22 protein-coding genes and 1 pseudogene are annotated in these 24,671 nt (G+C 40.7%); all 23 read left to right on the top strand.

What is annotated here, in order from left to right; all coding sequences use genetic code 11:
• Positions 1-421: 421 nt before the first annotated feature.
• Positions 422-1,942: a TrkH family potassium uptake protein gene (locus BUB87_RS11630; protein ID WP_073345644.1), complete on the top strand. Its 1,521-nt coding sequence runs from the start codon at positions 422-424 to the stop codon at positions 1,940-1,942.
• Complete coding sequence (locus tag BUB87_RS11625; protein WP_073345642.1) at positions 1,927-2,445, top strand: hypothetical protein; 519 nt, start codon at positions 1,927-1,929, stop codon at positions 2,443-2,445. Before BUB87_RS11630 ends, BUB87_RS11625 begins: the two co-directional genes overlap by 16 nt.
• A gap of 100 nt (positions 2,446-2,545) precedes the next feature.
• Positions 2,546-3,322 carry a sugar phosphate isomerase/epimerase family protein gene (locus BUB87_RS11620; RefSeq protein WP_073345640.1) on the top strand — a complete coding sequence of 259 codons (777 nt, stop codon included), beginning with the start codon at positions 2,546-2,548 and terminating at the stop codon, positions 3,320-3,322.
• 14 nt (positions 3,323-3,336) lie between these two features.
• Positions 3,337-4,389, top strand: coding sequence for a Gfo/Idh/MocA family protein (locus tag BUB87_RS11615; protein WP_073345638.1), 1,053 nt, complete (start codon positions 3,337-3,339; stop codon positions 4,387-4,389).
• A gap of 17 nt (positions 4,390-4,406) precedes the next feature.
• Complete coding sequence (locus BUB87_RS11610) at positions 4,407-5,312, top strand: TTE1925 family mutarotase (protein WP_073345636.1); 906 nt, start codon at positions 4,407-4,409, stop codon at positions 5,310-5,312.
• Between the two features lie 24 nt (positions 5,313-5,336).
• A complete protein-coding gene (locus BUB87_RS11605; protein WP_073345632.1) occupies positions 5,337-7,007 on the top strand; it encodes a ribulokinase in 1,671 nt (556 codons plus the stop codon).
• On the top strand, positions 7,000-7,644 hold the full coding sequence (locus tag BUB87_RS11600) for an L-ribulose-5-phosphate 4-epimerase (protein WP_073345629.1): 645 nt from the start codon (positions 7,000-7,002) through the stop codon (positions 7,642-7,644). Before BUB87_RS11605 ends, BUB87_RS11600 begins: the two co-directional genes overlap by 8 nt.
• A gap of 44 nt (positions 7,645-7,688) precedes the next feature.
• Positions 7,689-8,993: a sn-glycerol-1-phosphate dehydrogenase gene (locus tag BUB87_RS11595; protein WP_073345627.1), complete on the top strand. Its 1,305-nt coding sequence runs from the start codon at positions 7,689-7,691 to the stop codon at positions 8,991-8,993.
• A 33-nt stretch (positions 8,994-9,026) separates the two neighbouring features.
• Positions 9,027-9,677, top strand: a complete 651-nt coding sequence (fsa, locus tag BUB87_RS11590) for a fructose-6-phosphate aldolase (RefSeq protein WP_073345624.1) — start codon at positions 9,027-9,029, stop codon at positions 9,675-9,677.
• A 50-nt stretch (positions 9,678-9,727) separates the two neighbouring features.
• Positions 9,728-11,041 carry an alpha-glucosidase/alpha-galactosidase gene (melA, locus tag BUB87_RS11585; RefSeq protein ID WP_073345622.1) on the top strand — a complete coding sequence of 438 codons (1,314 nt, stop codon included), beginning with the start codon at positions 9,728-9,730 and terminating at the stop codon, positions 11,039-11,041.
• A gap of 73 nt (positions 11,042-11,114) precedes the next feature.
• Positions 11,115-12,614 (top strand): L-fucose/L-arabinose isomerase family protein, encoded by a 1,500-nt coding sequence (locus BUB87_RS11580; RefSeq protein WP_073345619.1) that lies wholly within the window; start codon positions 11,115-11,117, stop codon positions 12,612-12,614.
• 116 nt (positions 12,615-12,730) lie between these two features.
• Positions 12,731-14,098, top strand: coding sequence for an MATE family efflux transporter (locus BUB87_RS11575; RefSeq protein WP_073345616.1), 1,368 nt, complete (start codon positions 12,731-12,733; stop codon positions 14,096-14,098).
• Between the two features lie 74 nt (positions 14,099-14,172).
• Positions 14,173-14,877, top strand: coding sequence for a response regulator transcription factor (locus BUB87_RS11570; RefSeq protein WP_234946035.1), 705 nt, complete (start codon positions 14,173-14,175; stop codon positions 14,875-14,877).
• Positions 14,877-16,322: a sensor histidine kinase gene (locus tag BUB87_RS11565; RefSeq protein ID WP_073345611.1), complete on the top strand. Its 1,446-nt coding sequence runs from the start codon at positions 14,877-14,879 to the stop codon at positions 16,320-16,322. The genes BUB87_RS11570 and BUB87_RS11565 overlap by 1 nt, the downstream gene beginning before the upstream one ends.
• Before the next feature lie 43 nt (positions 16,323-16,365).
• On the top strand, positions 16,366-17,061 hold the full coding sequence (locus tag BUB87_RS11560; protein WP_073345608.1) for a response regulator transcription factor: 696 nt from the start codon (positions 16,366-16,368) through the stop codon (positions 17,059-17,061).
• Entirely contained in the window at positions 17,048-18,457 is a 1,410-nt protein-coding gene (locus tag BUB87_RS11555) for a sensor histidine kinase (protein WP_073345606.1), read from the top strand. Before BUB87_RS11560 ends, BUB87_RS11555 begins: the two co-directional genes overlap by 14 nt.
• A gap of 20 nt (positions 18,458-18,477) precedes the next feature.
• Entirely contained in the window at positions 18,478-19,698 is a 1,221-nt protein-coding gene (locus BUB87_RS11550) for a 6-phosphofructokinase (protein ID WP_073345604.1), read from the top strand.
• Between the two features lie 188 nt (positions 19,699-19,886).
• Positions 19,887-22,181, top strand: a complete 2,295-nt coding sequence (locus tag BUB87_RS11545; protein ID WP_073345647.1) for a glycoside hydrolase family 95 protein — start codon at positions 19,887-19,889, stop codon at positions 22,179-22,181.
• A 143-nt stretch (positions 22,182-22,324) separates the two neighbouring features.
• Positions 22,325-22,597: pseudogene (locus tag BUB87_RS14900) on the top strand (Gfo/Idh/MocA family protein); the annotation flags it as partial.
• The gene (locus BUB87_RS14895) at positions 22,577-23,119 is read left to right on the top strand and encodes a Gfo/Idh/MocA family protein (protein ID WP_268761645.1); all 543 of its coding nucleotides are present in this window, start codon (positions 22,577-22,579) and stop codon (positions 23,117-23,119) included. The pseudogene BUB87_RS14900 and the gene BUB87_RS14895, both read left to right, overlap by 21 nt.
• Positions 23,120-23,199: 80 nt before the next feature.
• Positions 23,200-23,370, top strand: coding sequence for a hypothetical protein (locus BUB87_RS14890; protein WP_159432411.1), 171 nt, complete (start codon positions 23,200-23,202; stop codon positions 23,368-23,370).
• A gap of 32 nt (positions 23,371-23,402) precedes the next feature.
• Positions 23,403-24,311 (top strand): sugar phosphate isomerase/epimerase family protein, encoded by a 909-nt coding sequence (locus tag BUB87_RS11535; RefSeq protein ID WP_073345599.1) that lies wholly within the window; start codon positions 23,403-23,405, stop codon positions 24,309-24,311.
• Positions 24,312-24,475: 164 nt separating this feature from the next.
• Positions 24,476-24,671 (top strand): IS110 family transposase (locus tag BUB87_RS11530; RefSeq protein WP_143156693.1); only part of this gene is annotated, 196 nt, incomplete at its 3' end.

The raw sequence follows: 24,671 nt of genomic DNA, 5'->3' as shown, positions 1-24,671 counted from the left end.
AAGAAAGAGGGAATACGTGTACTACAATACAAAATGCAGCAATCGAGCATACATCGCAGAGAGGATTATATGTTTGGTCGATGAGTAGTCAAGCCTAAAATGAACTCACTGCGTTCGGGCTTGACAACCCATCTTCCCAACCATGGGTAGTAGCTATGCGATGTATGCATAAGTATCAAGTGGCACTTGATAGATTTAATCATGGTGAAATTTAAAGAAACAATATTTAAATATCAAAGATCTTTATTAATCTTGTTAAAGGTCGACCTTTTTGGTTGATTACAAATCATATTATACGAGGGGGTAGGCAGATGTGAAAAGATTTAAGGATATTCTTATGGGTATAGGGGTTGAAATTGGAACGATAATGGCTTTTATAGGTGCCGTTTTTATCTTAAATCTTATTGTGATGAGGTGAACTATGAAAAAGGGCTATAGTTTTAGAGATGACTTAAAAACAATAGGGTATTATACAGGATATATCATAATAGGGACAGGTATGCTTATGATCATTCCATTATTGACAGCATTGTTATCCGCTGAGTGGAACATTGCAATTGATTTTGTCATAGGTTTTTCAATCGCAATAATAACAGGCTATACTTTTGTGATTATATGTAGCAATAAAAGAAAAAAAGTAATGTGGATTCACGGTATGGTGATTGCTTCTTTTTCCTGGTTATTACTTACGATTATTTCAGCCATACCTTATTATCTTTCAGGAAATTATAATTCCTTTTTGGATGCTACTTTTGACGTTATGAGTGGTTTTACTACCACAGGTCTCGTGCTTATTCAGGACTTAGACCACGTCTCCAATGGCGTTAACATGTGGAGGCACATTTTGACTTTTGTGGGCGGGCAGGGCATGGTTGTACTGGCTTTAAGCTTTTTTGGCAGTAATCTCGGGGGCGGGTTCAAGATTTATGTGGGTGAGGCAAAAGACAGCAGGCTTTTGCCTAGCGTGAAGTCAACCGCCAGAGCTATCTGGAAGATAAGCATTATTTACCTCATTATTGGCACTTTTATTCTCTGGGTAATCGGAATGGGAATTGGCATTAAGCCTGTGAGCGCGTTTCTTCAAGCTTTATGGATATATATGGGTGCATGGAGTACTGGAGGCTTTGCTCCCCATATGCAGAATATACTCTATTATCACAGCTTGATATTTGAAATAGCTACTATTGTGTTTTTTACTGTGGGTTCGTTTAATTTTGGCTTGCATTACGCTGTTTTGCGCGGAAATAAAAAGGAGATTTATAGGAACATAGAGACAGTTTCATTTTTTATAACCTTAACAATTCTTGTAACGATGACGACTATTGGTCTCATGAGATATGGTGTATATCCTGATTATATGGCTATGTTCAGGAAAGGCTTTTATCAATTGATATCAGGCCATACTACTACAGGATTTCAGACAATTTATTCGCAGCAGTTTTACAATGAATGGGGTAGTTTTGCAGTAATCGCTGTGATACTTTCTATACTCATCGGCGGTAGTGCATGCTCTACAGCCGGTGGTTTTAAAGGGCTAAGGGTAGGTATAACATTCAAGGCATTGATGAGTGATGTCAAAAGACTGTTCTTGCCAGAGAGTGCTATAACAGTAGATAGGTACCATTATATAGATGATCAGGTTCTCGATGATAAAACTGCGAGAAGTGCTATGATAATCATCATATGTTATATTGTTGTATTTGCATTGGGGTCTATTGCCGGTGTATATTACGGCTATCCTGTTCTAAGCTCCATGTTTGAAGCTGCATCGGCTACAGGAAATGTAGGGCTTTCTATCGGCATTACATCTGCTTCCATGCCAGCTGGTCTAAAGCTCATATATATCTTTATCATGTGGGTTGGAAGATTGGAATTTATGTCGGTATTTGCACTTATTGCATTTATATTTACGGGGGTAAAAAGGATATGGTCGGAAATATAAAAATAATTATAACTTTATTGGTTGTATTTGTTATTGTGTTTGCACCATACAATACGTACGCAGTTGATTACATGCCCGTGGATAGCGGCAAATTAATTAATAATGCGATAAAATACGATGGAAAAAAGGTTGAGTATCAGGGAGAGGTGATCGGGGATGTGATGAAAAGGGGTGAGTATGCGTGGATAAATGTAAATGACGGCAATAATGCTATCGGTATATACTTAAGGACGACGGAGGTTGACAAAATAAAAACAGTCGGCAATTATAAATATAAAGGTGATATCGTGAAGATATTAGGTACATTCCATAGGGCCTGTAAACAGCATGGCGGAGAGCTGGATATTCATGCAGATAGGCTGATCATTGTAAAAAAAGGCTATAGAATAAATCATGCTTTTGATATAAGGAGGGCTGTATTGGGCTTTTTTTTGCTAACGGTTGCAGCGACTCTTTTTGTGATGAATCGAAAATTAAGAAATTTTAATACAAGAAAAAGTTAGAACAATATAATAGCGGTGAAGGAATTTCCATATTCATATAGAATATAAATTATTGTGAAAAAGTAATGATGTCAATCAAGAAAAAAGGGGGAGGGATCTCGTGAAGTTTGGTGTGTGTACATCTAATTTTGACAAAGCAGATTTATTAAAAGATCTAGGTTATGACTACCTGGAATTTGGGCTTGCTGGCATAATGGAATTATCGTCGGATCAGTTTGACGACCTTCTGAGGCGTTCAGAGCGAAGCCCTCTTAAAGTTGAGGCTTTTAACAGTTTTATAAGGACGTTGAAGGTTGTAGGAGATGAAGTGAATTTTGCCGCTCTTGAAGAGTATGTAAGAGAGTCTATGAGAAGGGCAAGCGCTTTAGGCGGTAAGATAGTGGTGTTTGGCAGTGCTGGGGCAAGAAATATACCCGAAGATTATTCGAGGGAAAAGGCGTGGAGCCAAATAGTAGATTTCTTGAAGATGGCCGGGGATTATGCAGCCAGGTACGATATTTGCATTGCCATCGAAAACCTTAATAAAAATGAATCCAATATCTTGAACACGGTGGAAGAGGGCCTTAAAATGGTGGGCGACGTCAGTCATGATAGCGTGAAGGTACTGGCGGATTATTACCATATGGCAGTGGAAAATGAGGATTTTGATGTGCTTTTAAAAGCAGGTAATAATCTCGTACATACTCATATTGCCAGCAGAATAAGAGAATATCCTAAGGCCACAGATAAGGACAGATACGATTTGTTTTTTGGCGCACTAAAGGAGATAAACTATCAAGGGCGTATGAGCGTGGAAGCTAGGTTGAATGATGAAAGCGATTATGCACAGGCGATAGAAATTTTAAGAAGGTACGCAGGGTGTACCTCACAGTGTTAGAAAGGGTGTAATAAATGACTTTGAAATTAGGTATTATTGGATACGGCGGCATGGGTGGATGGCACCGCAAAAATGCTGCAAGGGTGGACGGAGTAGAAGTGGTTGCAGCGTATGATATTGATCCCGCGAGGGTAGAGGCTGCAAAGGAAACAGGACTAAAGGGCTACTACACACTGGATTCGTTTTTGGCTGATCCTGAGATAAATATCGTGTTGGTAGCAACGCCAAATCATGTACACAAAGAGCTGGCAATAGCTGCTGCCAATGCCGGTAAGAATGTGATTGTGGAGAAACCCGTGGCTATATCCATCAGGGAAGTTGACGAAATAATTGAAGCAGCAGAAAAAAACAAGGTGCTTTTTACCGTGCATCAGAACCGCCGCTGGGATAAAGACTACTGCATAATGAGAAAGGCAGTGGAGTCCGGTATGTTAGGCGACGTCTACAATATAGAGTCAAGAGTGCATGGCTCTGGCGGAAAAATTTATGGATGGCGCGCTGTAAAGGAATACGGCGGTGGAATGCTTTTGGACTGGGGTGTCCATTTGCTGGATCAGATACTTTACATGTATCCTGAAAACAAAGTGGTGTCGATTTACGCCCAGCTTTTTAGCGTATTGAATCCAGGGGTGGATGACTACTTTAAGATCCTCATGAAGCTGGACAATGGAGTATCTGTTCAGGTTGAAGTAGGTACTTTCTGCTTGAGGAGTTTACCGCGCTGGTATGTAGGAGGGAATGCTGGTACGCTTACCATAGAGAACTTTGAAGGAAAAGGCGGTATTACGAGAGTAAAAAAGTTGATGGAAGAGGTTGAACCGGAGATGGTTGAGACCGCTGCAGGTCCCACCCGTACCTTTGCCCCACAACCGGTAGAGGTAAGGGAGGAGATAGGGTTACCTGAAGCTAATCCTGATTGGACGGATTTTTATAGAAATGTTTTAAACACTATAGAAGGTAAGGAAGAATTGATCGTAAAGCCCAGCGAAGTTAGAAGGGTGTTTTCAGTGATGGAGGCGGCATTTAAATCCAACGAATTGGGCCGTTCGCTGGATGTAAATTTATAACGTGGGGGATGACATATATGAGCGTAAGCATTAATAAAGTAGCCTTTGCTGGCTGGGAGAATTGCATACAGATTTCCAACGGAATAGTTGATATTGTGGCTACGGTAGACGTAGGTCCGAGGTTGATAAGGTACGGCTTTACAGGCGATGTAAATGAATTCGCCGTTAAAGAGGAGGATGCGGGAAAGGTAGGCGGCAATCAGTGGAGAAATTATGGTGGGCATAGGTTGTGGCATAGCCCTGAAGTCATGCCGCGGACATATTCACCCGATAACGAGGTTGTGGATTGGCAGGAAATACAAAACGGCGTAAGGTTGATACAAAAGCCAGAGCCGTGGGTTAATATGCAAAAAGAGATAACTGTAATACTAAGTCCTGACAGTTCAGAGGTAAAGTTGATTCACAAGATAACTAATACTGGTGCTTGGGCTGTCAAATTAGCTCCGTGGTCCATATCTGTTATGGCGACAGGTGGGATTGAGATAATACCGCAAATTGATAAAGATACGGGTTTTTTGCCCAATAGATCTGTGGTTTTATGGCCTTATTCTAAAATGAACGATCACAGGGTTTTCTGGGGTGAAAGGTATATTGCTTTAAAACAGGATCCCGATATGAAATCACCCTTTAAACTGGGTACTCAGAATGAAAAAGGATGGGTTGCCTATATTAACAATGGACATATGTTTGTAAAGAGGTATACCCATATCACAGGAGCTGAATATCCAGATTTTGGAGCATCTTTTGAGACGTATACCACTGATTGGATGATAGAAATAGAGACATTAGGACCACTGGTAGAGCTGCAGCCGGGTTCATCGGTAGAACACGTTGAAGAATGGGAATTAATTGACGGCGTAAAAACACCTGATTTTGATGAGGTTGCTTTTGATGAAATCGCCAGATTGATAAAAATAAAATAAAGGAGAAATAAAGGTGGGGAATGTATGGCAAAATATTCAATAGGTATTGATTACGGGACAGAATCAGCCAGGGCTTTACTCCTCAATATAGACACAGCTCAAGAAGTAGCCTCCTCGACGATGGCATATCCTCATGGCGTCATGGACGAGAGCTTGCCCGACGGCACACGGTTGGGCCAGGATTGGGCGCTGGAACATCCCGACGATTACATTGAAGTGTTAAAAGTCATCGTCCCTGACGTATTAAAAAAATCAGGGGTAAATAAAGACGATGTCATAGGCTTAGGGATAGATTTTACGGCGTGTACCGTCCTTCCTATTAAAAAGGACGGCACGCCTCTGTGTGATTTACCTGAATTTACCAAAAATCCCCATGCCTACGTGAAGCTGTGGAAGCATCATGCGGCACAGCCTGAAGCCAACAGGTTAAACCAGATAGCTGCCCAGCGAGGGGAAGACTTTCTGGCAAGGTATGGCGGCAAGATATCATCGGAATGGCTGGTCCCCAAGGTCTGGCAGGTGCTAAATGAGGCACCGGAAGTCTATGAAGCTGCCGATAAATTTATTGAGGCCGCCGACTGGGTGGTCATGATGCTCACAGGTAACGAAAGGCGAAACAGCTGTACAGCAGGGTATAAGGCTATATGGCACAAGAGAAAGGGCTATCCCTCCAGGGAATTTTACAAAGCACTGGACCCACGCTTGGAAAATCTGGTCGACGAAAAGCTCAGCAGGGACATATATCCTCTTGGCACGAAGGCAGGGGAATTAAGGCCAGAAATAGCATCCCTTATAGGGTTAAACCCGGGGGTAGCCGTTGCGGTAGGCAATGTGGATGCTCACGTATCTGTACCGGCTGTGGGAGTGACATCGCCTGGTAAAATGGTGATGGTAATGGGTACATCCATATGCCATATGGTTTTGAGTGACAGGGAAGTAGAAGTACCTGGGATGTGTGGCGTTGTAGAAGACGGTATAATACCCGGCTTATACGGCTATGAAGCGGGACAATCAGCAGTAGGAGATATATTTGCCTGGTATATGGAAGCGTGTCTCCCACACGAATACAAAATCCAGGCTGAACAAAGAGGTATAAGCACCTTCCAGTATTTAAGAGAAAAAGCCTCCGATTTAAAACCAGGTCAGAGCGGGTTGATAGCGCTGGATTGGTGGAACGGCAACAGATCTATTTTGGTAGATGCGGATTTAACAGGCATGATACTCGGTATGAATCTCACCACAAAGCCCGAGGAAATATACAGGGCCCTTATTGAAGCTACAGCCTATGGAACAAAGATGATAATAGATGCGTTTAACGATAACGGTGTAGAGGTAAAAGAGCTGTACGCTTGCGGCGGTCTGGCAGAAAAAGATCCTTTATTGATGCAGATATATGCGGATGTAACCAATTTAGAGATAAAGATTTCACAGTCTGCGCAAACCCCTGCATTGGGTGCGGCTATGTTTGGAGCAGTAGCCGCTGGTAAGGGAAAAGGCGGATTTGACAGCATATTTGAAGCAGCAAAAACTATACCCAGGTTAAAAGATACTGTTTATAGGCCTATACCGCAGAACGTCAAGATATACGAGGAGCTATTTAAAGAGTATAAAATCCTGCACGACTACTTTGGGAGAGGCCAAAATGATGTCATGAAAAGGTTAAAAGCCATAAAGGAGAGGGTTACAAATGCTTGAGAAATTGAAAGAGCGCGTCTGGAAGATGAATCTCATGCTGCCCAAAAATAACCTGGTGACGATGACCAGCGGCAATGTCAGCGGCAGGGACCCAGAGACAGGATATGTAGTAATAAAGCCCAGTGGGGTATTATATGATGAGATGACCCCTGAAGATATGGTGGTAGTAGATCTGGAGGGAAATATAATAGAAGGCAGATTAAAGCCGTCGGTAGATACGGCGACCCATCTTTATGTGTACAGGCACCGAAGCGACGTCATGGGGATTGTGCACACTCATTCGCCTTATGCTACCAGCTTTGCAGCTTTAGGGAGGCCAATCCCCGTTTACCTCACGGCTATCGCCGACGAGTTCGGCGGACCTATACCAGTCGGTCCTTATGCTCGAATAGGAGAGGAAGAGATAGGCAAAGCTATAGTAAAATATATAGGTGACAGTCCTGCCATTTTGATGAAAAACCATGGAGTGTTTACCATTGGTAAATCTCCTGAGGCTGCGGTGAAGGCGGCGGTTATGGTAGAGGACGTGGCAAAGACGGTTCATCTGGCATTGCTGCTGGGTCAGCCTGATGAGATACCCGAAGAAGAGGTAAAGAGGGCTCATGAGAGGTATATGACAAAGTACGGGCAGGGTTAATGCCAATAGCAGAAGTATTGAAATGAAAGAAGTGGAAGCGGAACATGGGCGAATTAATTCCTATAAAAGAAATTCTCATTGAAGAGGGTGCTATAAATAGTATTCCATATGTAATGAATAAAATAGGTATTATAGATTCTAAAGCGATGGTTATCTGCGACATTAATACGTATAAAGCGGCGGGAATAGATGTAATAACACAATTGAAAAATAATGGGTTTGACATAACAGAATGTATACTGGAACGCAATGGCTTGCTTGTACCCGATGAATATACTCTGGGTGAAATTCTCATAAAAATGGATGAGGATGTAAAGTTTTTGATAGCTGTAGGCTCGGGGACGATAAATGATATTGTAAAATTTATAAGTTTTAAGACGGGCAGGCCTTATGGAATTGTAGCTACGGCACCGTCTATGGATGGGTATGCATCGTCTGTTTCACCTTTGATAGTCAAGGGCTTCAAACGAACTTATACGGCGGTATATCCTGACTTTATAATCGGCGATGTCAATGTTCTCTCAAAAGCTCCATACGATATGATAACCGCGGGTTTTGGCGATATTCTGGGCAAGTATACGTCTCTGGCGGACTGGTATATAAGCAGCATAGTAACAGGTGAAGCCTACTCTGAAAATATATCAGGCCTGGTAAAAGAATCGATAGAGAAATGCGTGAATGTTTCTAAAGGTATTATAAAAAGGGATAAAAAGGCAATAAAAGAGCTGATGGAGGCCCTGGTTATCTCGGGTATTGCAATGCTTAAATTTGGCAATTCCCGCCCTGCGTCAGGGGCGGAACATCATCTGTCGCATTATTTAGAGATGAAAGAAATATCATCGGGGAATGAACGTCATTTTCATGGGACAAAAGTTGGTGTGATGAGCGTTGTCGTATCGGGGATCTACCATTACATATTTTCACTTACATCGGACGATATAAAAGAGTTTATGTCAAAAAGAGTTTTGCAAACCCGCGATGAGTATGAATCGAGGATAAGGAACGCGTATGGTCCCATGGCTGATGAGGTTTTAAACGATTTAAACTATTTTTATCTGGATGAAACAAAAAGAAGGCAGAGACAGGATAAAATACTTGAGCACTGGGAACATCTGAAAAAGTGGGTAAAAGAGAATGTACCTGAACCAGCACAAATAAAGTATATACTCCAGGCTGCTGGCGCACCTGTAGATATTAGTGAAATTGGCGTAAACCAAATATTGCTTTATGACACGCTGGTTAACGCGAAAGAAGTCAGGCAGAGGTACACTATTTTAAGGTTGGCTGAGGATATAGGCTTAAGCGATGAAAGATTATACGATAGTGTTGTAAAGTTATACAAAAATTGATTTTGGTGTAAAATAGATAGTGGAGTGATAGGTATGAAGTTTTTTATTGACACTGCTAATATAGATGAGATAAGAGAGGCCAACGAGCTTGGTGTGATATCGGGTGTTACTACAAATCCATCACTTATCGCAAAAGAGGGTAGGGACTTTATTGAGGTAGTTAAAGAAATTGCAGGCATTGTAGATGGTCCTATAAGTGCAGAAGTTATAAGTGAAGATCATGAAGGCATGATTCAGGAAGCAAGGAAATTGGCTAAGATACACAAAAACATAGTCATTAAGATTCCTATGACAGCAGAGGGCCTTAAGGCAGTAAAGGTGCTTTCCAAAGAAGGGATTAAGACTAATGTCACCCTTATATTTAGCGCGAACCAGGCACTGCTGGCGGCGCGCGCAGGCGCCACATATGTAAGCCCCTTTGTGGGTAGGCTTGACGACATAAGCACAGATGGCATGAAGCTTATCCAAGATATAGTTGATATCTTCAACAACTACGATATAGACACCGAAATAATAGTAGCGAGCATAAGGCATCCTATGCACGTACTTATGGCCGCAAAATTAGGCGCCCACATAGCTACTGTTCCATATAAAGTGATAATGCAGATGATAAAACATCCTCTGACGGATGCGGGAATTGAAAAGTTTGAGGAAGACTGGAAAAAGGCTAACCTAAAAATTTAACTGATCACGGATTGAAATTAATAAATTTAAAAATTTAAGGGGGATTTAAAATGGCAAAAATAGCCATGATAGGGGCGGGAAGCATCGTTTTTGCTAAGAATATCATGGTGGATATACTGTCTTTTCCAGAACTGTCCGACAGCACGATTGCTTTAATGGATATAGATCCAAAGCGTTTAAGCATGATATCAAGGCTGGCGGATAAGCTTGTAAAACAGGAAGGCTATAAAGCTACTATCATTTCTACTTTAGACAGAAGAGAAGCGTTAAAAGATGCCGATTACGTCATAACCATGATACAGGCAGGAGGGCTGGAGGCCTATCAGCTTGATATAGAAATTCCGTTAAAGTACGGTGTAAAACAGGCTGTTGGAGATACTCTTGGACCTGGTGGTGTCTTCAGATTTTTAAGGACTGCTGCGGTGTTTAAAGGTATCGCTCAGGACATGGAAGAATTGTGTCCTGATGCCCTATGGATAAACTATGTAAATCCCATGGCCATGAATTGCTGGTATATAAACCGCATTTCAAATATTAAAAATGTAGGCTTGTGCCACAGTGTTCAGGGTACGTCAGAATGGCTTGCACAAATCATAGGTGCACCTTATGAGGAGATATCATTTATATCAGCAGGAATAAACCACATGGCATGGTTCCTGGAGTTTAAGTGGAATGGCAAGGATGCATATCCGTTAATAAAAGAAAAATACAATGATCCCGATATATATAAGAAAGATGTGACAAAATTCGAGTTTCTAAAGCATTTTGGGTACTATGTTACAGAATCAAGCCACCATATGTCCGAATACGTGCCTTATTTCAGAAAATTTGATCACTGGATAGAAAAGATTCATAAAGATGCAAACTGGAATGATGATGGCGTCTATAACGGTATGTACCTGAAATGCTGTCAAAACGCTGCTGCCAGATTTGACAGCGACATGGAGAAGCTCATAAACGCAGAAAAAGTGGAGGTAAAAAGGACACACGAATATGGGGCGTATATTATTCACTCTATGGAAACAGGGGTGCCCAGGGTTATTTATGGTAATGTAGACAACAAGGGCCTTATAACTAATTTGCCTCAGGGATGCTGTGTAGAGGTTCCATGTCTTGTAGACAAAAACGGCATACAGCCGACTGTTATAGGTGATCTGCCGCCGCAATTGGCTGCGCTAAACAGGACTAATATAAACGTACAAGAATTGGCTGTTATGGGTGCTATTACCGGCAATAAAGAGTATATATATCAGGCTGTCATGATGGATCCCCTGACCTCTGCCGTTTTAGATATGGATCAGATAAGATCTATGGTTTCAGAGATGTTTGCGGCAGAAGAAAAGTGGATTTTGCCTATGAAATGATAGAGGAAATGAAAGGTTTTTATAGAATATTTATTTATAATATAATTAAGCCTGCTATGAAGGGGGTAGTATTATGAGGTCAACGACAATAGGGCTTGTTATGATGAATGATGCGCGCCCGCATGTCTACAAAGCCAATAATGAGGAAAACATGAGTGTTTTAAGACAATGGGCAGAGGTTATAAAGAAAAGGCTTGTCAACTTTGATGGATCTTCTCCAGAAGTAGTTATAGGGTCTGAGACTATTACCAGTGTGAGAGTGGCCCAGAAGGTTGGCGAAGAGTTATCGAGGGCAAATTGCAAGCAGGTCATCATGTGCTATAATGTATGGAATTTCCCGTATCTGGTATGGCCATTTTTAAATTCTCTGGGTAGGGACGTGCCTGTATTAAGCTTATCCAATAATAATGGCAAATACCCGGGAAATGTGGGGCTTTTGGCTACTGACGGCGCTTTGAGACAGGCAGGTTTTAGAACCCATAGGATCGTAGGCGACATAAATGACGAGGCTACACAGCAAAAGGTTATAGACTGGTTGAGGGCAAGTCAGGCCTATACTACCATGAAGAACGAGGTTTTTGGATTATATGGTGGGCATTCTATGGGCATGGAGACGGGATTTTATCATCTGACACAAAATATAAAAACCTTTGGCACTACCGCATATCAAATTGATCAGTTGCAGCTGGTAAAAACCATGGAAAATGAAGTGGATGAAAAAGAAGTAGAAAAAGGTTTTAAATGGTTTAGTGAACTTTTGGGGGATAGAATACTATACGATGGTAAAATGCTTACGCCTGATACGTTGAAAAACCAGATAAGGCTGTACCTGGCCATGAAAATAGTCAATGAAAGAGAAGGCTTTGATTTTTGTGGTTTAAAAGGGCAGAGAGAATTGACAGAGTATGTGTGTCTGGGCGATATACCTGAGATGCTATTAAATGACCCTTATGACTGGAATGGACCTAAGGAGCCAACGGTTTGTGCAACTGAAGCCGATGCAAATGCAGCATTGACCATGCAGATCTTGAAGTACATAAGCGGAGGATATCCCACGCTATTTATGGATGTAAGGATATATCATCCTGAAAAGGATGTATGGGATTTATGCAATTCAGGTAATCATTCAAGTTTTTATGCTGCATACAGCAGGAATGCAGAGGATAACTTTAAGAAAATAACTTTACATCCTGCGCTGGAATATTACTTTAAAGCTGGTGGCGCATCTGTGGAATTTAATGCAGGTCCCGCTGAATTGACTTTTGCGAGATTGGGATTATGGGATGGAAAGCCTTATATGGTGATAGTCAAGGGAGAGAGCCTCGATTTGCCTGATGATGAGAGAAAAGCATTAAATGAGCAGACAGATCCGACCTGGCCTCATGTTCACGCCAGATTGGAATGCAGCTTTGATGAATTTTTAAACGTATTTCCAGCAAATCACATTCAAGCTGTTGTGGGAGATAAAGTAGAGGCGCTTAAATATTATTGTGAAATTGCAGGTATAAAACCTATTATATTGGGGCCTCGCGGCAGAAGTCAAATAGATCCGATCTGGGATATTTTAAAATAAAGTGATTCCATTGACCTTGACATATCACAAAAAAATTTATATTATATAAATATATGATTCTAGTATAAAAATATAAGAGCTGTATAATTATAAATATATATTTTGGGATGAGGTTAATGGAAATTTCTTATGCGAAGAGAAGTACCAAAAACGAAATATGGCAATTAGCGTGGCCGTCTATTATTGAGCAATCTCTTATAATGATGGTGGGGCTTGTCTCCACCATGTTTGTTGGTAGGCTGGGCAATGCGGCTATTGCAGCTGTGGGCGCTATAAATAGTTTAATTTTTTTCTTTCAGGCCGTATTTGCCGGCCTTTCCACAGGCTCCACAGTAATTGTAGCCAGGCTTATCGGTGAGAAGGATCATGAAAATGCTCGCCTGGCTGTTATGCAATCACTTATAATGTGTATCTTTATTTTTATAATGCTTACTGTGCTGGGATATATATTTGCGGTTCCGCTCATTCATCTTTTTTTTGGCAGGATTTCTGCTGATGTGTTTCGATATGCGTTGCTTTATTATAGAATCGTGCTTATAGGCTTGCCTTTTGTCATAATCGATCTGGTCATAGGCGGAGCGCTTAGAGGTGCAGGGGACACCAGGACGCCTATGTATATTACCGCTATAGTTAATATCATAAGTCTTTTGTTTAATCTACTTCTCGTCTTTGGAGTAAAGATAAATGGTACGTATATCGTACCTGCTTACGGCGTAAAAGGGACGGCCATAGCGGTTACAATCGCGAGGATAATAGGTGGATTTTTACAATTGTATATCCTCTATTTTGCTAAAAGGGTTATAAACTTGAGCATAAAAGATAGGATTAGAATCGATTTCAAGATGATGAGCAGGATAGTGCGTGTAGGATTACCTGCATCTTTGGAACAGCTGGTAATGCAGGGAGGGTTTCTCGTCGTTCAGATCATGGTTGCCACGATGGGCACTGTGGCTATGGCTGTATATCAGATAGGTATGAATGCTAACTCTATAGCATTTATGCCCATATTTGGTTTTACTCTCGCAGCCACCAGCCTGGTGGGTAGAAGTCTTGGCGCTAAGGAGTACGATGCTGCAGAAAACTATGCAAGACAGACTACCCGTATTGCAGTAAAAGTTATAGCTGTTATAGGGGTATGTATGTTCATCTTTGCGAGACAGCTGGCTGCACTTTATTCTACAGATCCTGTGGTTATACATATGGGTTCTGTAGTTATCAGGATATTTGCTGTGATTGAACCTATGCTGGCCATCATGAATGTTATATCCGGCTCATTAAGAGCTGGTGGTGATATACTTTATATCGTGCTTACTGCTTTTGCCGGTTTATGGACTTTTAGGGTACTTGTAGGATTTATTTTGGGAAAAATTCTTGGTATGGGCGTGTATGGTATATGGATAGGTATATGCTTTGATTTTGTGGTGCGTTCGTGTATGTACTGGTTTAGATTTAGGGCGGGTAAATGGAAATATATTAAAGTATAAAAAGAGGTCAGTAAGCGCTAACCTCTTTTTTAAATTTCTTTTTCTGTAATATAATGAATCTGGAGGTGAACAGTGTGGCAAACAATGTGGTTTTAATAGCTGATGACGATAAAAATGTTCAGGAAATATTACAGCTTTATTTAAAAAAGGAAGGATTTGATGTAGAGTTTGCTGATGATGGCGATATGGCTTTAAAAAAGGCCAGAGATTTAAAGCCTGATCTTATCATACTAGATATAATGATGCCTGTATTGGATGGGTTAGAGGTCTGCAAGCAGTTGAGAAAAGAATCTGATGTGCCGATAATCATGCTGACTGCAAAAGGAGAAGATCTTGACAAAATACTGGGATTAGAGATAGGTGCAGATGATTATGTGACAAAGCCTTTTAATCCCAGGGAAGTGGTAGCGAGGGTTAAGGCCGTTATCAGAAGGGTAGCTGAACGAGGTGAAAAAGGAGGCCACAATAAAAAGAATGTTATCGCTTATCCGGGACTTGAAATCGATATAGATAACTATTACGTAAAACTGAATGGTCAGGAAGTAGCGATGACACCTAAAGAAATAGAACTTTTATGGTATCTTGCCAGCAATTGCAATAAGGTATTTACTCGCGAGCAATTGCTTGAAGAAATATGGGGGTATGACTATTACGGAGATACCAGAACCGTTGATACCCATATAAAGAGGATAAGGGCTAAGTTAAATAAAAAGGACAACTACCCATGGGATATAAAAACCGTATGGGGGGTTGGGTATAAGTTTGAGGTGAACACCTGATGTTTAATACGCTGTCGGGTAAATTGTTCGCCTCATATTTGATAGTCATCTTAATAACCGTACTTATTATAGGTTTGCTTTTTTCTAATGTGTTAGGAGACTATATAATTAATGCGAAAGCAAAAAATCTGGAAAACAAAGCTTTAGAGATAAGCCAGGTAACGGAAACCTATTTTTCGGAGAATATTAATCCAAAGCTTTACATGCGATTCCTCAGGGCCGTAAGTCGATCGATAAATAGCAGCGTCATTGTAGCTAACAAAGACGGGAGAATTATGGCAGCTGCCTTTGATGGTGTGGACGGCATAACGAAAGATATTAGCGACAATATGATGAATATGATGAGGTATATTAGAATTCCTGCTGTGTACATAAATAAGATAAATGAAGGTAATAAAGTAATAGCCATTGAAAAGATGGAGAATATAAACCAGACTATGATTACAATAGGTGTTCCGGTGCAGTTAAATAATAAGATATTTGGAGGAATTTTTTTGTATTCGCCTATCGATGATATTACTGGGGTTTTGACCAGCATGTATGTTGTTTTGATCATAGTGGTGATATTAGCGCTTTTTCTGGCATCAATAATAAGTGCTTACCTTTCACGATTAATTATAAGGCCGTTAAAAGAAATGTCTAGAATCGCAATTGCTATGGCAAAGGGCAATTATAAGGTGAAGGTGAATTTTGAAAGTGATGATGAAATAGGTCGGTTAGCAAGGTCTTTAAATTATCTGGCGTCTGAGTCAGAAAGGCTTGAGAAAATGCGCAGGGATTTTGTGGCGAACGTTTCTCACGAATTGAGGACGCCTCTTACAGCCATCAGAGGATTCATGGAACCGCTTATAGATGGTACTGTAACGGATAAAGCTGATATAGAAAGATACCATAAAATCATATACGACGAGACTTTGCGTATGCAAAGGTTGATAAACGATTTGCTGGATTTGAGCAGGTTACAATCTGGTAAAATGGCTATTAATATGCATCCTGTTATTTTAAGTGAACTGATAAAAAATGTTATTGCAAAAATGAAGCCACAGGCTGATAACAAAGGTATACAGTTGATTTACAACTGTCCAAGCAATATGTCGCCGGTAATGGCAGACGAAGATAGGATTCAACAGGTGCTCATGATACTGATAGATAATGGGATCAAATACACGGGTACAGGGGGTTCTGTGGTTGTGGCAGCAGAAGAAGGAAGGGATTTTGTCACTGTAAAGGTAAGCGATACTGGTGTGGGCATACCTGCTGAAGATCTGGAATACATCTGGGATAGATTTTATAAAGCTGATAAGGCGAGAGGAAAGGATGGAGCTGGATTGGGCCTTGCAATAGCTAAGGAGATCATACAACTACATGGCGGTTCTGTTGGCGTAAAGAGTCAGATAGGACAGGGCAGTGTGTTTCAATTTACAATAAAAAAGGCGAAAAAATAATAAATTTATGTTATAATTATAAAAAAGATATAAGGTGGGTAATATGGCTACAAAGATAATGATCGTGGATGATGATAAAAATATCTGTGAGCTCATCTCTATTTACTTAAGCAAAGAAGGATTTGAGACGGTTAAGGTATACGATGGTAATGCGGCCATAGAAAAGTTCAGCGAAGTATCGCCGTCGTTGGTCGTATTAGATTTGATGCTGCCAGGTGTTGACGGTTATACGGTGTGTAAGCACATACGAAAGATTAGCAATGTGCCGATTATAATGCTTACGGCTAAAAGTGAGACACTGGATAAAGTCCTCGGCCTTGAGCTTGGAGCTGACGATTACATTGTGAAGCCTTTTGACCCTAAAGAACTGGTGGCAAGGGTAAAAGCTGTCTTGAGGAGATATGCGCCTGCACCAGGTGAAGATGAGAAAAAAATTGTATATCCGGGAATTGTTATAAATATGACAGAGTATAAACTTAAACTCAATGGTCGCGATATTGAAGTTCCGCCTAAAGAGTTCGAACTACTGTATTTTTTAGCATCTCATCCCAACCAGGTTTTTACACGGGAACAACTGCTGGAACAGGTATGGGGATATGATTATTTTGGCGATTCGAGGACAGTAGACGTCCATATAAAACGATTAAGGGAAAAATTACCACCTAATGATGTCTGGTCGTTAAAGACGGTTTGGGGTGTGGGCTATAAATTTGAGGTGAAGGGTATTGAAACAAAGTAGCCTTTTTAAAAGGCTTATGCATATAAACATGCTTTTGGTCCTCATAACTATATTGATAGTTACAGGGCTGCTGATACAGCTTTTTACAGGGTTTTATTATAATGAAAAAAAGAATGCTCTCCTGGAGGAAAGCCGTAAACTCAACAATACTTTTGCTTCTATTCTAATGGGCAACATTATTCCGGGCAGTCTGGCATATGAGCTTAAATTTATAGATCAATATTTAAATGCCAGGATATGGCTGCTGGATAGGCGGGGGATTGTCTATACCGTATCTACGTCTCAGGATAGACAGGCTGTAGGCCTCAAACTGTCTTTAGACGAAGTCAAGGAGGTACTGAGCGGGAAGGTTGTTGTTATTAGAGGTAGTTTTGGCGGCATGTTTAAAACTCCTGTACTCACGGTAGGTTCTCCCGTATATTTTGGGAATGCCATCATCGGTGCGATATTTATGCATGCACCTATATACGAGATACAGGCAGCACTTTACAGGATCTATATTATTATAGCAATTTCAGCGCTGGCTGCTGTCGTCGTAGCACTTATATTGAGTTATATATCTGCTCAAAAGCTGTCAAAACCACTGGTTGCTATTTCTAAAGCAGCTAAAGGCATAGCAAAGGGAAATTTTGACATACGGGTTGCGGTAGATAGCAGCGATGAGATTGGAGAACTAGCTAAAAGCTTTAATATGATGGCAAATGAATTACAGCATCTAGAAGAAATGAGAAAGGGATTTGTAGCCAATGTTTCCCACGAGTTGCGCTCACCTTTGACTTCTATCATAGGATATCTCGATGGTATCATAGATGGCACGATACCAGAAAGCGATAGAAATAGGTACCTTAGGGTCGTAAAGTCAGAATCTGAAAGATTGAGCAGACTGGTTTCAGACCTTCTAAATTTAGCGGAACTGGAGGCCGGAATAAAGTTAAATCTGAGAAATTTCGATATAAATGAGTTGATTAGAAGGGTTTTAATAAAACTCGAAGGTAAGATAGATGCACGGGGTTTGGATGTTGAGGTGGATTTCGCAAAAGATTACATGTATGTGGAAGCCGACCCCGATAGGATTGAGCAAGTGTTGATAAATTTGCTTGATAATGCCATTAAGTTTTCAAAGGAAGCAGGTCGTATTGCCATAAAAACATATCAAAAGGATGGATTGGCGTATGTTTCGGTAGAAGACAATGGGATTGGTATAAAGGAGGAAGATTTACCGTTTATATGGGACAGATTTTACAAGGCTGATAAATCAAGGGAAAGCAAGGTTGAAGGAAGTGGCCTTGGACTGTCTATCGTTAAATCCATAATAGAATCTCATGGTGGAGATATTAACGTTGAAAGTCGATATGGAGAAGGTACTAAATTTACTTTTACGTTAAAAGTAGCATAATTCGAGAAGGAGAGTGTCGGATGTTACGCGGTAATTGTCTTGTAGCACAATCTGGCGGTCCAACGTCAGTAATAAACGGGAGTCTATATGGTGTAATAACGCAAGCTTTAAAAGAAAATAGTTTTGGAAAGATTTTAGGCGGTATACATGGTATAAAGGGTATCCTGGAAGGTAAGATTAAAGATTTAACTGAGGTTTCAATGGATTTGCTCGAAAAAGTGAAATTGAGCCCCTCAGCTGCTTTGGGCTCATGCAGGTATAAACTAAAAGATCCTCGGGAGTCTACTGAAGAATATGAGAAGCTTTTTAAAGTGTTTGATGAAAATAATGTGAGATATTTCTTTTATATTGGTGGAAATGACTCCATGGACTCAGCGTATAAAATAGACATGTACGCCAAGAAAGTGGGATATGATATAAAGGTGATAGGCATACCTAAGACGATAGATAATGACCTTATGCATACAGATCATTGCCCGGGATATGGTAGTGTAGCCAAATATGTAGCAACTGTATGCATGGAATTGGCATTAGATTCTGCTGTATATGGTACAGGGGTAATTAACGTGTTGGAAGTAATGGGGCGCAACACCGGTTGGATAGCTGGTTCTGCAGCTCTGGCTAAAGAGAAGATTCCGGATTTAAACATGCTCATATATATGCCAGAAATAGTTTTCGATGAGGAGAAATTTTTAAATGACCTTAAGAAAGCTTTTGAAACAAACAATCATTTGTTCGTAGTGGTGTCCGAAGGGCTTGTAAATAAAGACGGCGATTATGTATTTAACAGAAAAAATTCTTATAAGAAGGATATATTCGGCCATATTCAATTAGGAGGCGTTGGAGATTATATTGAACAGCTGATAAAAGCCAATGTCTATGATAAGGTAAAATTAACCAGGTTGGGCTTTTTACAGAGATGTGCGATGCATTATGTTTCGAAGACCGACCTGGATGAAGCTGTAATGGCCGGTGAGATGGCTATAAAGTATGCATTGGAAGGCATTAGCGGCAAAATGGTGACATTGGTGAGGGAAGATGGGCCTGATTATCGATGCAGTACTGGACTTGTAGAATTGGACAAGGTCTGCAACTATGAGAAAAAGGTTCCATTAGAATGGATAAATGAGGATGGAAATTTTGTAAACAATGATTTTATGGATTACGTAAGGCCTCTGGTGGTTGGTGAGGCGGAAGTGCCGATGCACAACGGCCTGCCGGTATATACGCGATTGTTTTAAATTTTTAAACGATGGAGCAGGAAGTAGATGTTTTTTCTACCTCCTGCTCCATTTTTGCATTAGCAATCAAATTGCGAATTGAAGAAGGTGCTGGTAAATTGTTGAGTTTTCTGTTATTATTTGTATAAGATATTTATTCCATTCATAAGTAAACGTTAAAGTTTTCAAAAAAGGGGGTTTACTCTGTGATGTTAGATGATAAAAATAACCTAAAGTTATGGTACCGACAGCCTGCCAATGAGTGGGTTGAGGCATTGCCCATCGGAAATGGACGACTGGGTGGAATGGTGTTTGGTAAAATCGATGTGGAACGGATTCAGCTGAATGAGGATTCAGTCTGGTACGGTGGTCCAAGGGATAGAAACAATCCTGATGCCCTTACATATTTGCCTGAGATCAGGCGGCTGATATTTGAAGGCAAGGTTGTAGAGGCACAGGAGCTTGCAAATCTTGCACTGGCTGGTTTGCCCGAGACAGAGAGCCATTATGAACCGCTGGGAGATCTATATTTGAGTTTTAAATACGATGAGGCAAACGTTAAAGATTACATAAGGGAATTGGACCTAAATACAGGTATCGTCACGGTGCGATATAATATAGGCAATACCACATATATGAGGGAGATCTTTGCCAGTTACGTTGATCAGGTGATTGTAATTCATTTAACTTCAACGAGTCCTGAAAGCATATCGCTAAAGATACAGCTGGACAGGGGAAGATTCAGGAATCTTGATAGAATTGAGCCTTTAAAACCTGATACGCTCATTATGCGCGGTAAATGCGGCGGTGAAAATGGAATTGTATTCAGGGCTGCGGTTCGCGCTGTGGCAGAGGGTGGTACTACAGAAGTTATAGGGGATAATCTGCTTATAAAAAATGCAGATGCAGTGACATTATATTTTGCAGCAAACACCACATATCGCGAAAAGTATCCAGAGCAAGTATGCTTGAATCAGATAGCAAATGCATCTATGAAGCCCTATGAGGTTATGCGCAAAGATCACATAAAGGATTACCAGACATTATTTAAAAGGGTGGACCTTTATTTGAGTTACGACGAAAACCTGGATTTACTTCCTACCGATGAACGCCTTGAAAGGGTTAAAAATGGTTTAGAAGATAATGGCCTTATAAACCTTTATTTCCAATTTGGCCGCTATCTATTAATATCTTGCAGCAGGCCAGGTTCACTTCCTGCAAACCTTCAGGGTATATGGAATGAAAGCATGTTGCCGCCATGGGACAGCAAATACACGATAAATATAAATACTGAGATGAACTATTGGCCTGCAGAAACATGTAATCTGGCTGAGTGCCATGTACCTCTTTTAGAGCATATAGAGAGGATGGTAAAACCCGGGCAGCGGACAGCTAAAGTAATGTATGGTTGCCGCGGCTTTGTAGCCCATCATAACACGGATATCTGGGCAGATACAGCGCCACAAGATCGCACCGCAACTGCGACGTACTGGCCTATGGGAGCGGCGTGGCTATGTCTACATCTCTGGGATCACTATGAGTTTGGCGGAGATATTGAGTATTTAAAAAAGGCGTATAACATCATGAAAGAAGCGGCTACTTTCTTCCTAGACTTTCTCATTGAAAACCCTGAAGGGCAGCTGGTCACATGTCCTTCTGTTTCGCCTGAGAATACATACATACTTCCAGATGGCCAGAAGGTGGCCTTATGTATGGCGCCAACAATGGATAACGAGATAATTTATGCGTTATTTACTCGCTGCATCAAGGCAGGGGAGATATTGGGCATAGATGAAGAGTTCAGGTGTCAATTATCGGAGGTATTGAACCGGCTTCCAAAGCTTAAAATAGGGAAATACGGACAGATACAGGAATGGCTTGAAGACTATGATGAGGATCAGCCCGGCCACAGGCATATTTCACACCTTTTTGCATTGCACCCGGGAAATCAGATAACGCTAAGGGGTACTCCGCAGCTTGCCCAAGCAGCAAAAAGGACCCTTGAGAGAAGGCTAGAGCACGGCGGCGGACATACGGGTTGGAGCAGGGCATGGATAATAAATATGTGGGCAAGATTGGAAGAAGCTGAACAGGCGTATGAAAATGTCCTTGCTCTATTGAGAAAATCCACGTTGAATAATCTATTTGACAATCATCCGCCGTTTCAGATCGATGGAAATTTTGGGGGAACGGCTGGCATAGCTGAAATGTTATTGCAGAGCCATGCGGGTGAGATAAATTTATTGCCTGCTTTGCCAAAGGCGTGGGCTAACGGCTACGTCAAAGGTTTAAGAGCTAGAGGCGGATTTAAAATAGATATCTATTGGGAAGATGGAAAACTGATAAAGGCCTCTATAACATCGCTTTTAGGTAACCGTTGCAGGATAAGGGTTAATGGTGAAGTTAAGGTAACTTCAGATGGCAATACAGTTGCAGTAAAAAAACCTGAGAGTAATGTGATAGAGTTCGATACACAAGTACACAAAACTTATATCTTAGAATAATCAAAAATATAATTCATAGCTAGATTTAAATCTTTTTTGTGGGGAGGTGGTATTTTAAATGAATCAATTGAGGATTGCGATAATTGGTTCAGGTGCTAGAGCTACATCCTTTGCTCAAAATTTAAAGAAAAAGGGATGATGCAAAAGTAACGGCTGTAGTAGACATAAATCAGCTTCGATTAGATACCTTCTGCGAGAATTTCGAGTTTAATGATGTGATAAAGGCCAACGATTATCATGAAATAATCGATAATATAGATGCAGCTATTGTTACAACACCAGACTTTGCCCATACTGATATAGTAATAGACCTTTTAAATGCAGGCAAAGATGTATTTTGCGAGAAGCCAATGGCAGTCACAGTAGAAGACTGTAAGCGGATGGTTGAAGCAAGGATGCGATCAGGAAAGCTTTTATTTGTCGGCTTTGTACTGCGTTTTACGTGGTTTTTCCGCACCATAAAAGAAATATTGGACGATGGAATTATAGGAGACGTGCTTACAATTTCACACAAAGAGGTATTGGAATCATATCATGCGAGTAGTTATTATAGGCGCTGGCACAGGAAGAAAGAAAACAGTGGAGATATGATTTTAACAAAAAACTGTCATGATTTAGACATCATAACATGGTATGCTGGAGCAAGACCTCAAAAAGTATCAGCATTTGCCAGCAGAACGTTTTTTACGCCAGATAAAAAAAGAGCAAATTACTGCAGCCAGTGTCCTGCAAAAGATGAGTGTCAATTTGCTTATAGGGCATCGGGTTTGCACTTGAGTGATCAAGAAAAAAATAATCCGACAAAATACGGACTGGATTTGTGTGTGTTCAATGAAGATAGTGATATAAACGATACGTATAACGGAATAATTTTGTATGAAAACGGGATACAGGCCAGCTTTGAACTGGTACCCCTATCGGAGATAAGGGAGATTTAAGAGGTGACTTCGCAGATCAAACGATTATTGTCAATAGTTTTCAAGATGGCAGTATACGAGAATATAAGCTAGGCAAGAACATGGATGGACATGGAGGTGGCGACCCTGTAATTCTTGATAGTTTCATAGAGGCAGTATGGGGTGAAAATGTGCAGATAGCAGATGACATGGACGGCTTGTTGAGCACAGCGTTGGCCAATTGTATGAGAATATCTGCCGAGACAGGTAAAACAATAGATTTCGCTATATAAAAAGATTAACAACAAAAAGGGGAGGATTCATTATGATGAAAATCAGTTACTGTTGGCTTTATGCTATAAACAGATATGGATATCCACCGACAATAGACAATGCCATAAAGGCATTGGAAGAGATGCATGACATGGGCTTTAAATATGTGGAAGTAGAAGGTGTCGGGAACGAAAACATGAGGGAAGTATATGAAAACCGCAGGCTCATAAAAGAAAAATGCGATGAACTGGGTTTGAAAATAATAAACTTCTGTCCCATATTACCTGACATAGCAAGCATGAATAAAGAATTAAGGGAAAGGGCATTTGAAGCGTATGAACTCGGGGTTGAGACAGCAAAATACTTTCAAGCCGAGACAGTGCAAACAGATAGCTTTACACCGCCATTAAAGTTTAAAGGAGATATCCCCTATAAAGAGGCTATAAATTATGGTAAGGTGTTTAATGTAGAGATAGACCCTGCCTATGATTGGGAGGAGCACTGGGGCATAATAGTAGAAAGCTATAGGAAGTGCTCAGATATAGCAGAGAAAAATGGTATGAAGTTCTGCCTGGAACCACGTGTAGGAGAGCTGATAAGTAATACAGATGCATTTTTAAGGTTGTATGACCATGTGGGTAGCAAGAATTTTGGTATGGTATTGGATACAGGCCATCAGCATGCCCAGAAAGAGATTCTGCCGCTGAGTGTAGAAAAGGCCGGGAAAAAGATCTTTTACGTACACGTGTCAGACAATGATGGAAGGATAAATGAGCATCTAGCACTAGGAGAAGGTACAATAGATTGGGAAGGCGTTTTTACAGCATTAAAGAAGCATGATTTTAACGGGTATGTAGCGATAGATATTGGTGGTGTTAAGGACCTGAGGGAAAGCTACATATCATCGAAGAATTATCTTGTGAACTTGTTTAAAAAACTGAATATAGAGTATGATGTATAGACTAGGTATCAAATAATACTGAAAAAGGAGCATTCCTGTAATGATTTAAAATGGGCGAAAATGAGCTAAAACGAACTTTGAAAAAATAAGTACCTCCTGATAAAATACAGAGTGTAAGTTCTAGAACTTACCTCGAATTAACTGAAAAAACAGGAGGTACTAAAATGAAGTATACACAAAATGAAAAGATTTTGCAAGTGACAGAAAAAACATTAATCGTAGGAGTGGACATTGCTAAAGAAAAGCATCATGCCAGAGCATTTGACTACAGGGGCGTGGAGTATGGTAGACGCCTGGAATTCAGAAACAACAGAGAAGGTATGGAAAAACTTCTTGCATGGGCAATGGATTTGATGAGAA

Source organism: Caldanaerobius fijiensis DSM 17918 (genome assembly GCF_900129075.1).
GTDB lineage: Bacteria > Bacillota > Thermoanaerobacteria > Thermoanaerobacterales > Caldanaerobiaceae > Caldanaerobius > Caldanaerobius fijiensis.
The sequence above is the reverse complement of the archived record's forward strand: the minus strand, read 5'-3'. Positions and strand labels throughout refer to the sequence as shown.

Excerpts from the sequence above, each read along its gene's own strand:
- BUB87_RS11630 (WP_073345644.1), top strand. The coding sequence starts at position 422 with ATGAAAAAGGGCTATAGTTTTAGAGATGACTTAAAAACAATAGGGTAT.
- BUB87_RS11625 (WP_073345642.1), top strand. The coding sequence starts at position 1,927 with ATGGTCGGAAATATAAAAATAATTATAACTTTATTGGTTGTATTTGTT.
- BUB87_RS11615 (WP_073345638.1), top strand. The coding sequence starts at position 3,337 with ATGACTTTGAAATTAGGTATTATTGGATACGGCGGCATGGGTGGATGG.
- BUB87_RS11610 (WP_073345636.1), top strand. The coding sequence starts at position 4,407 with ATGAGCGTAAGCATTAATAAAGTAGCCTTTGCTGGCTGGGAGAATTGC.
- BUB87_RS11605 (WP_073345632.1), top strand. The coding sequence starts at position 5,337 with ATGGCAAAATATTCAATAGGTATTGATTACGGGACAGAATCAGCCAGG.
- BUB87_RS11600 (WP_073345629.1), top strand. The coding sequence starts at position 7,000 with ATGCTTGAGAAATTGAAAGAGCGCGTCTGGAAGATGAATCTCATGCTG.
- BUB87_RS11595 (WP_073345627.1), top strand. The coding sequence starts at position 7,689 with ATGGGCGAATTAATTCCTATAAAAGAAATTCTCATTGAAGAGGGTGCT.
- fsa (WP_073345624.1), top strand. The coding sequence starts at position 9,027 with ATGAAGTTTTTTATTGACACTGCTAATATAGATGAGATAAGAGAGGCC.
- melA (WP_073345622.1), top strand. The coding sequence starts at position 9,728 with ATGGCAAAAATAGCCATGATAGGGGCGGGAAGCATCGTTTTTGCTAAG.
- BUB87_RS11580 (WP_073345619.1), top strand. The coding sequence starts at position 11,115 with ATGAGGTCAACGACAATAGGGCTTGTTATGATGAATGATGCGCGCCCG.
- BUB87_RS11575 (WP_073345616.1), top strand. The coding sequence starts at position 12,731 with ATGGAAATTTCTTATGCGAAGAGAAGTACCAAAAACGAAATATGGCAA.
- BUB87_RS11565 (WP_073345611.1), top strand. The coding sequence starts at position 14,877 with ATGTTTAATACGCTGTCGGGTAAATTGTTCGCCTCATATTTGATAGTC.
- BUB87_RS11560 (WP_073345608.1), top strand. The coding sequence starts at position 16,366 with ATGGCTACAAAGATAATGATCGTGGATGATGATAAAAATATCTGTGAG.
- BUB87_RS11550 (WP_073345604.1), top strand. The coding sequence starts at position 18,478 with ATGTTACGCGGTAATTGTCTTGTAGCACAATCTGGCGGTCCAACGTCA.
- BUB87_RS11545 (WP_073345647.1), top strand. The coding sequence starts at position 19,887 with ATGTTAGATGATAAAAATAACCTAAAGTTATGGTACCGACAGCCTGCC.
- BUB87_RS14895 (WP_268761645.1), top strand. The coding sequence starts at position 22,577 with ATGCGATCAGGAAAGCTTTTATTTGTCGGCTTTGTACTGCGTTTTACG.
- BUB87_RS14890 (WP_159432411.1), top strand. The coding sequence starts at position 23,200 with ATGGATGGACATGGAGGTGGCGACCCTGTAATTCTTGATAGTTTCATA.
- BUB87_RS11535 (WP_073345599.1), top strand. The coding sequence starts at position 23,403 with ATGATGAAAATCAGTTACTGTTGGCTTTATGCTATAAACAGATATGGA.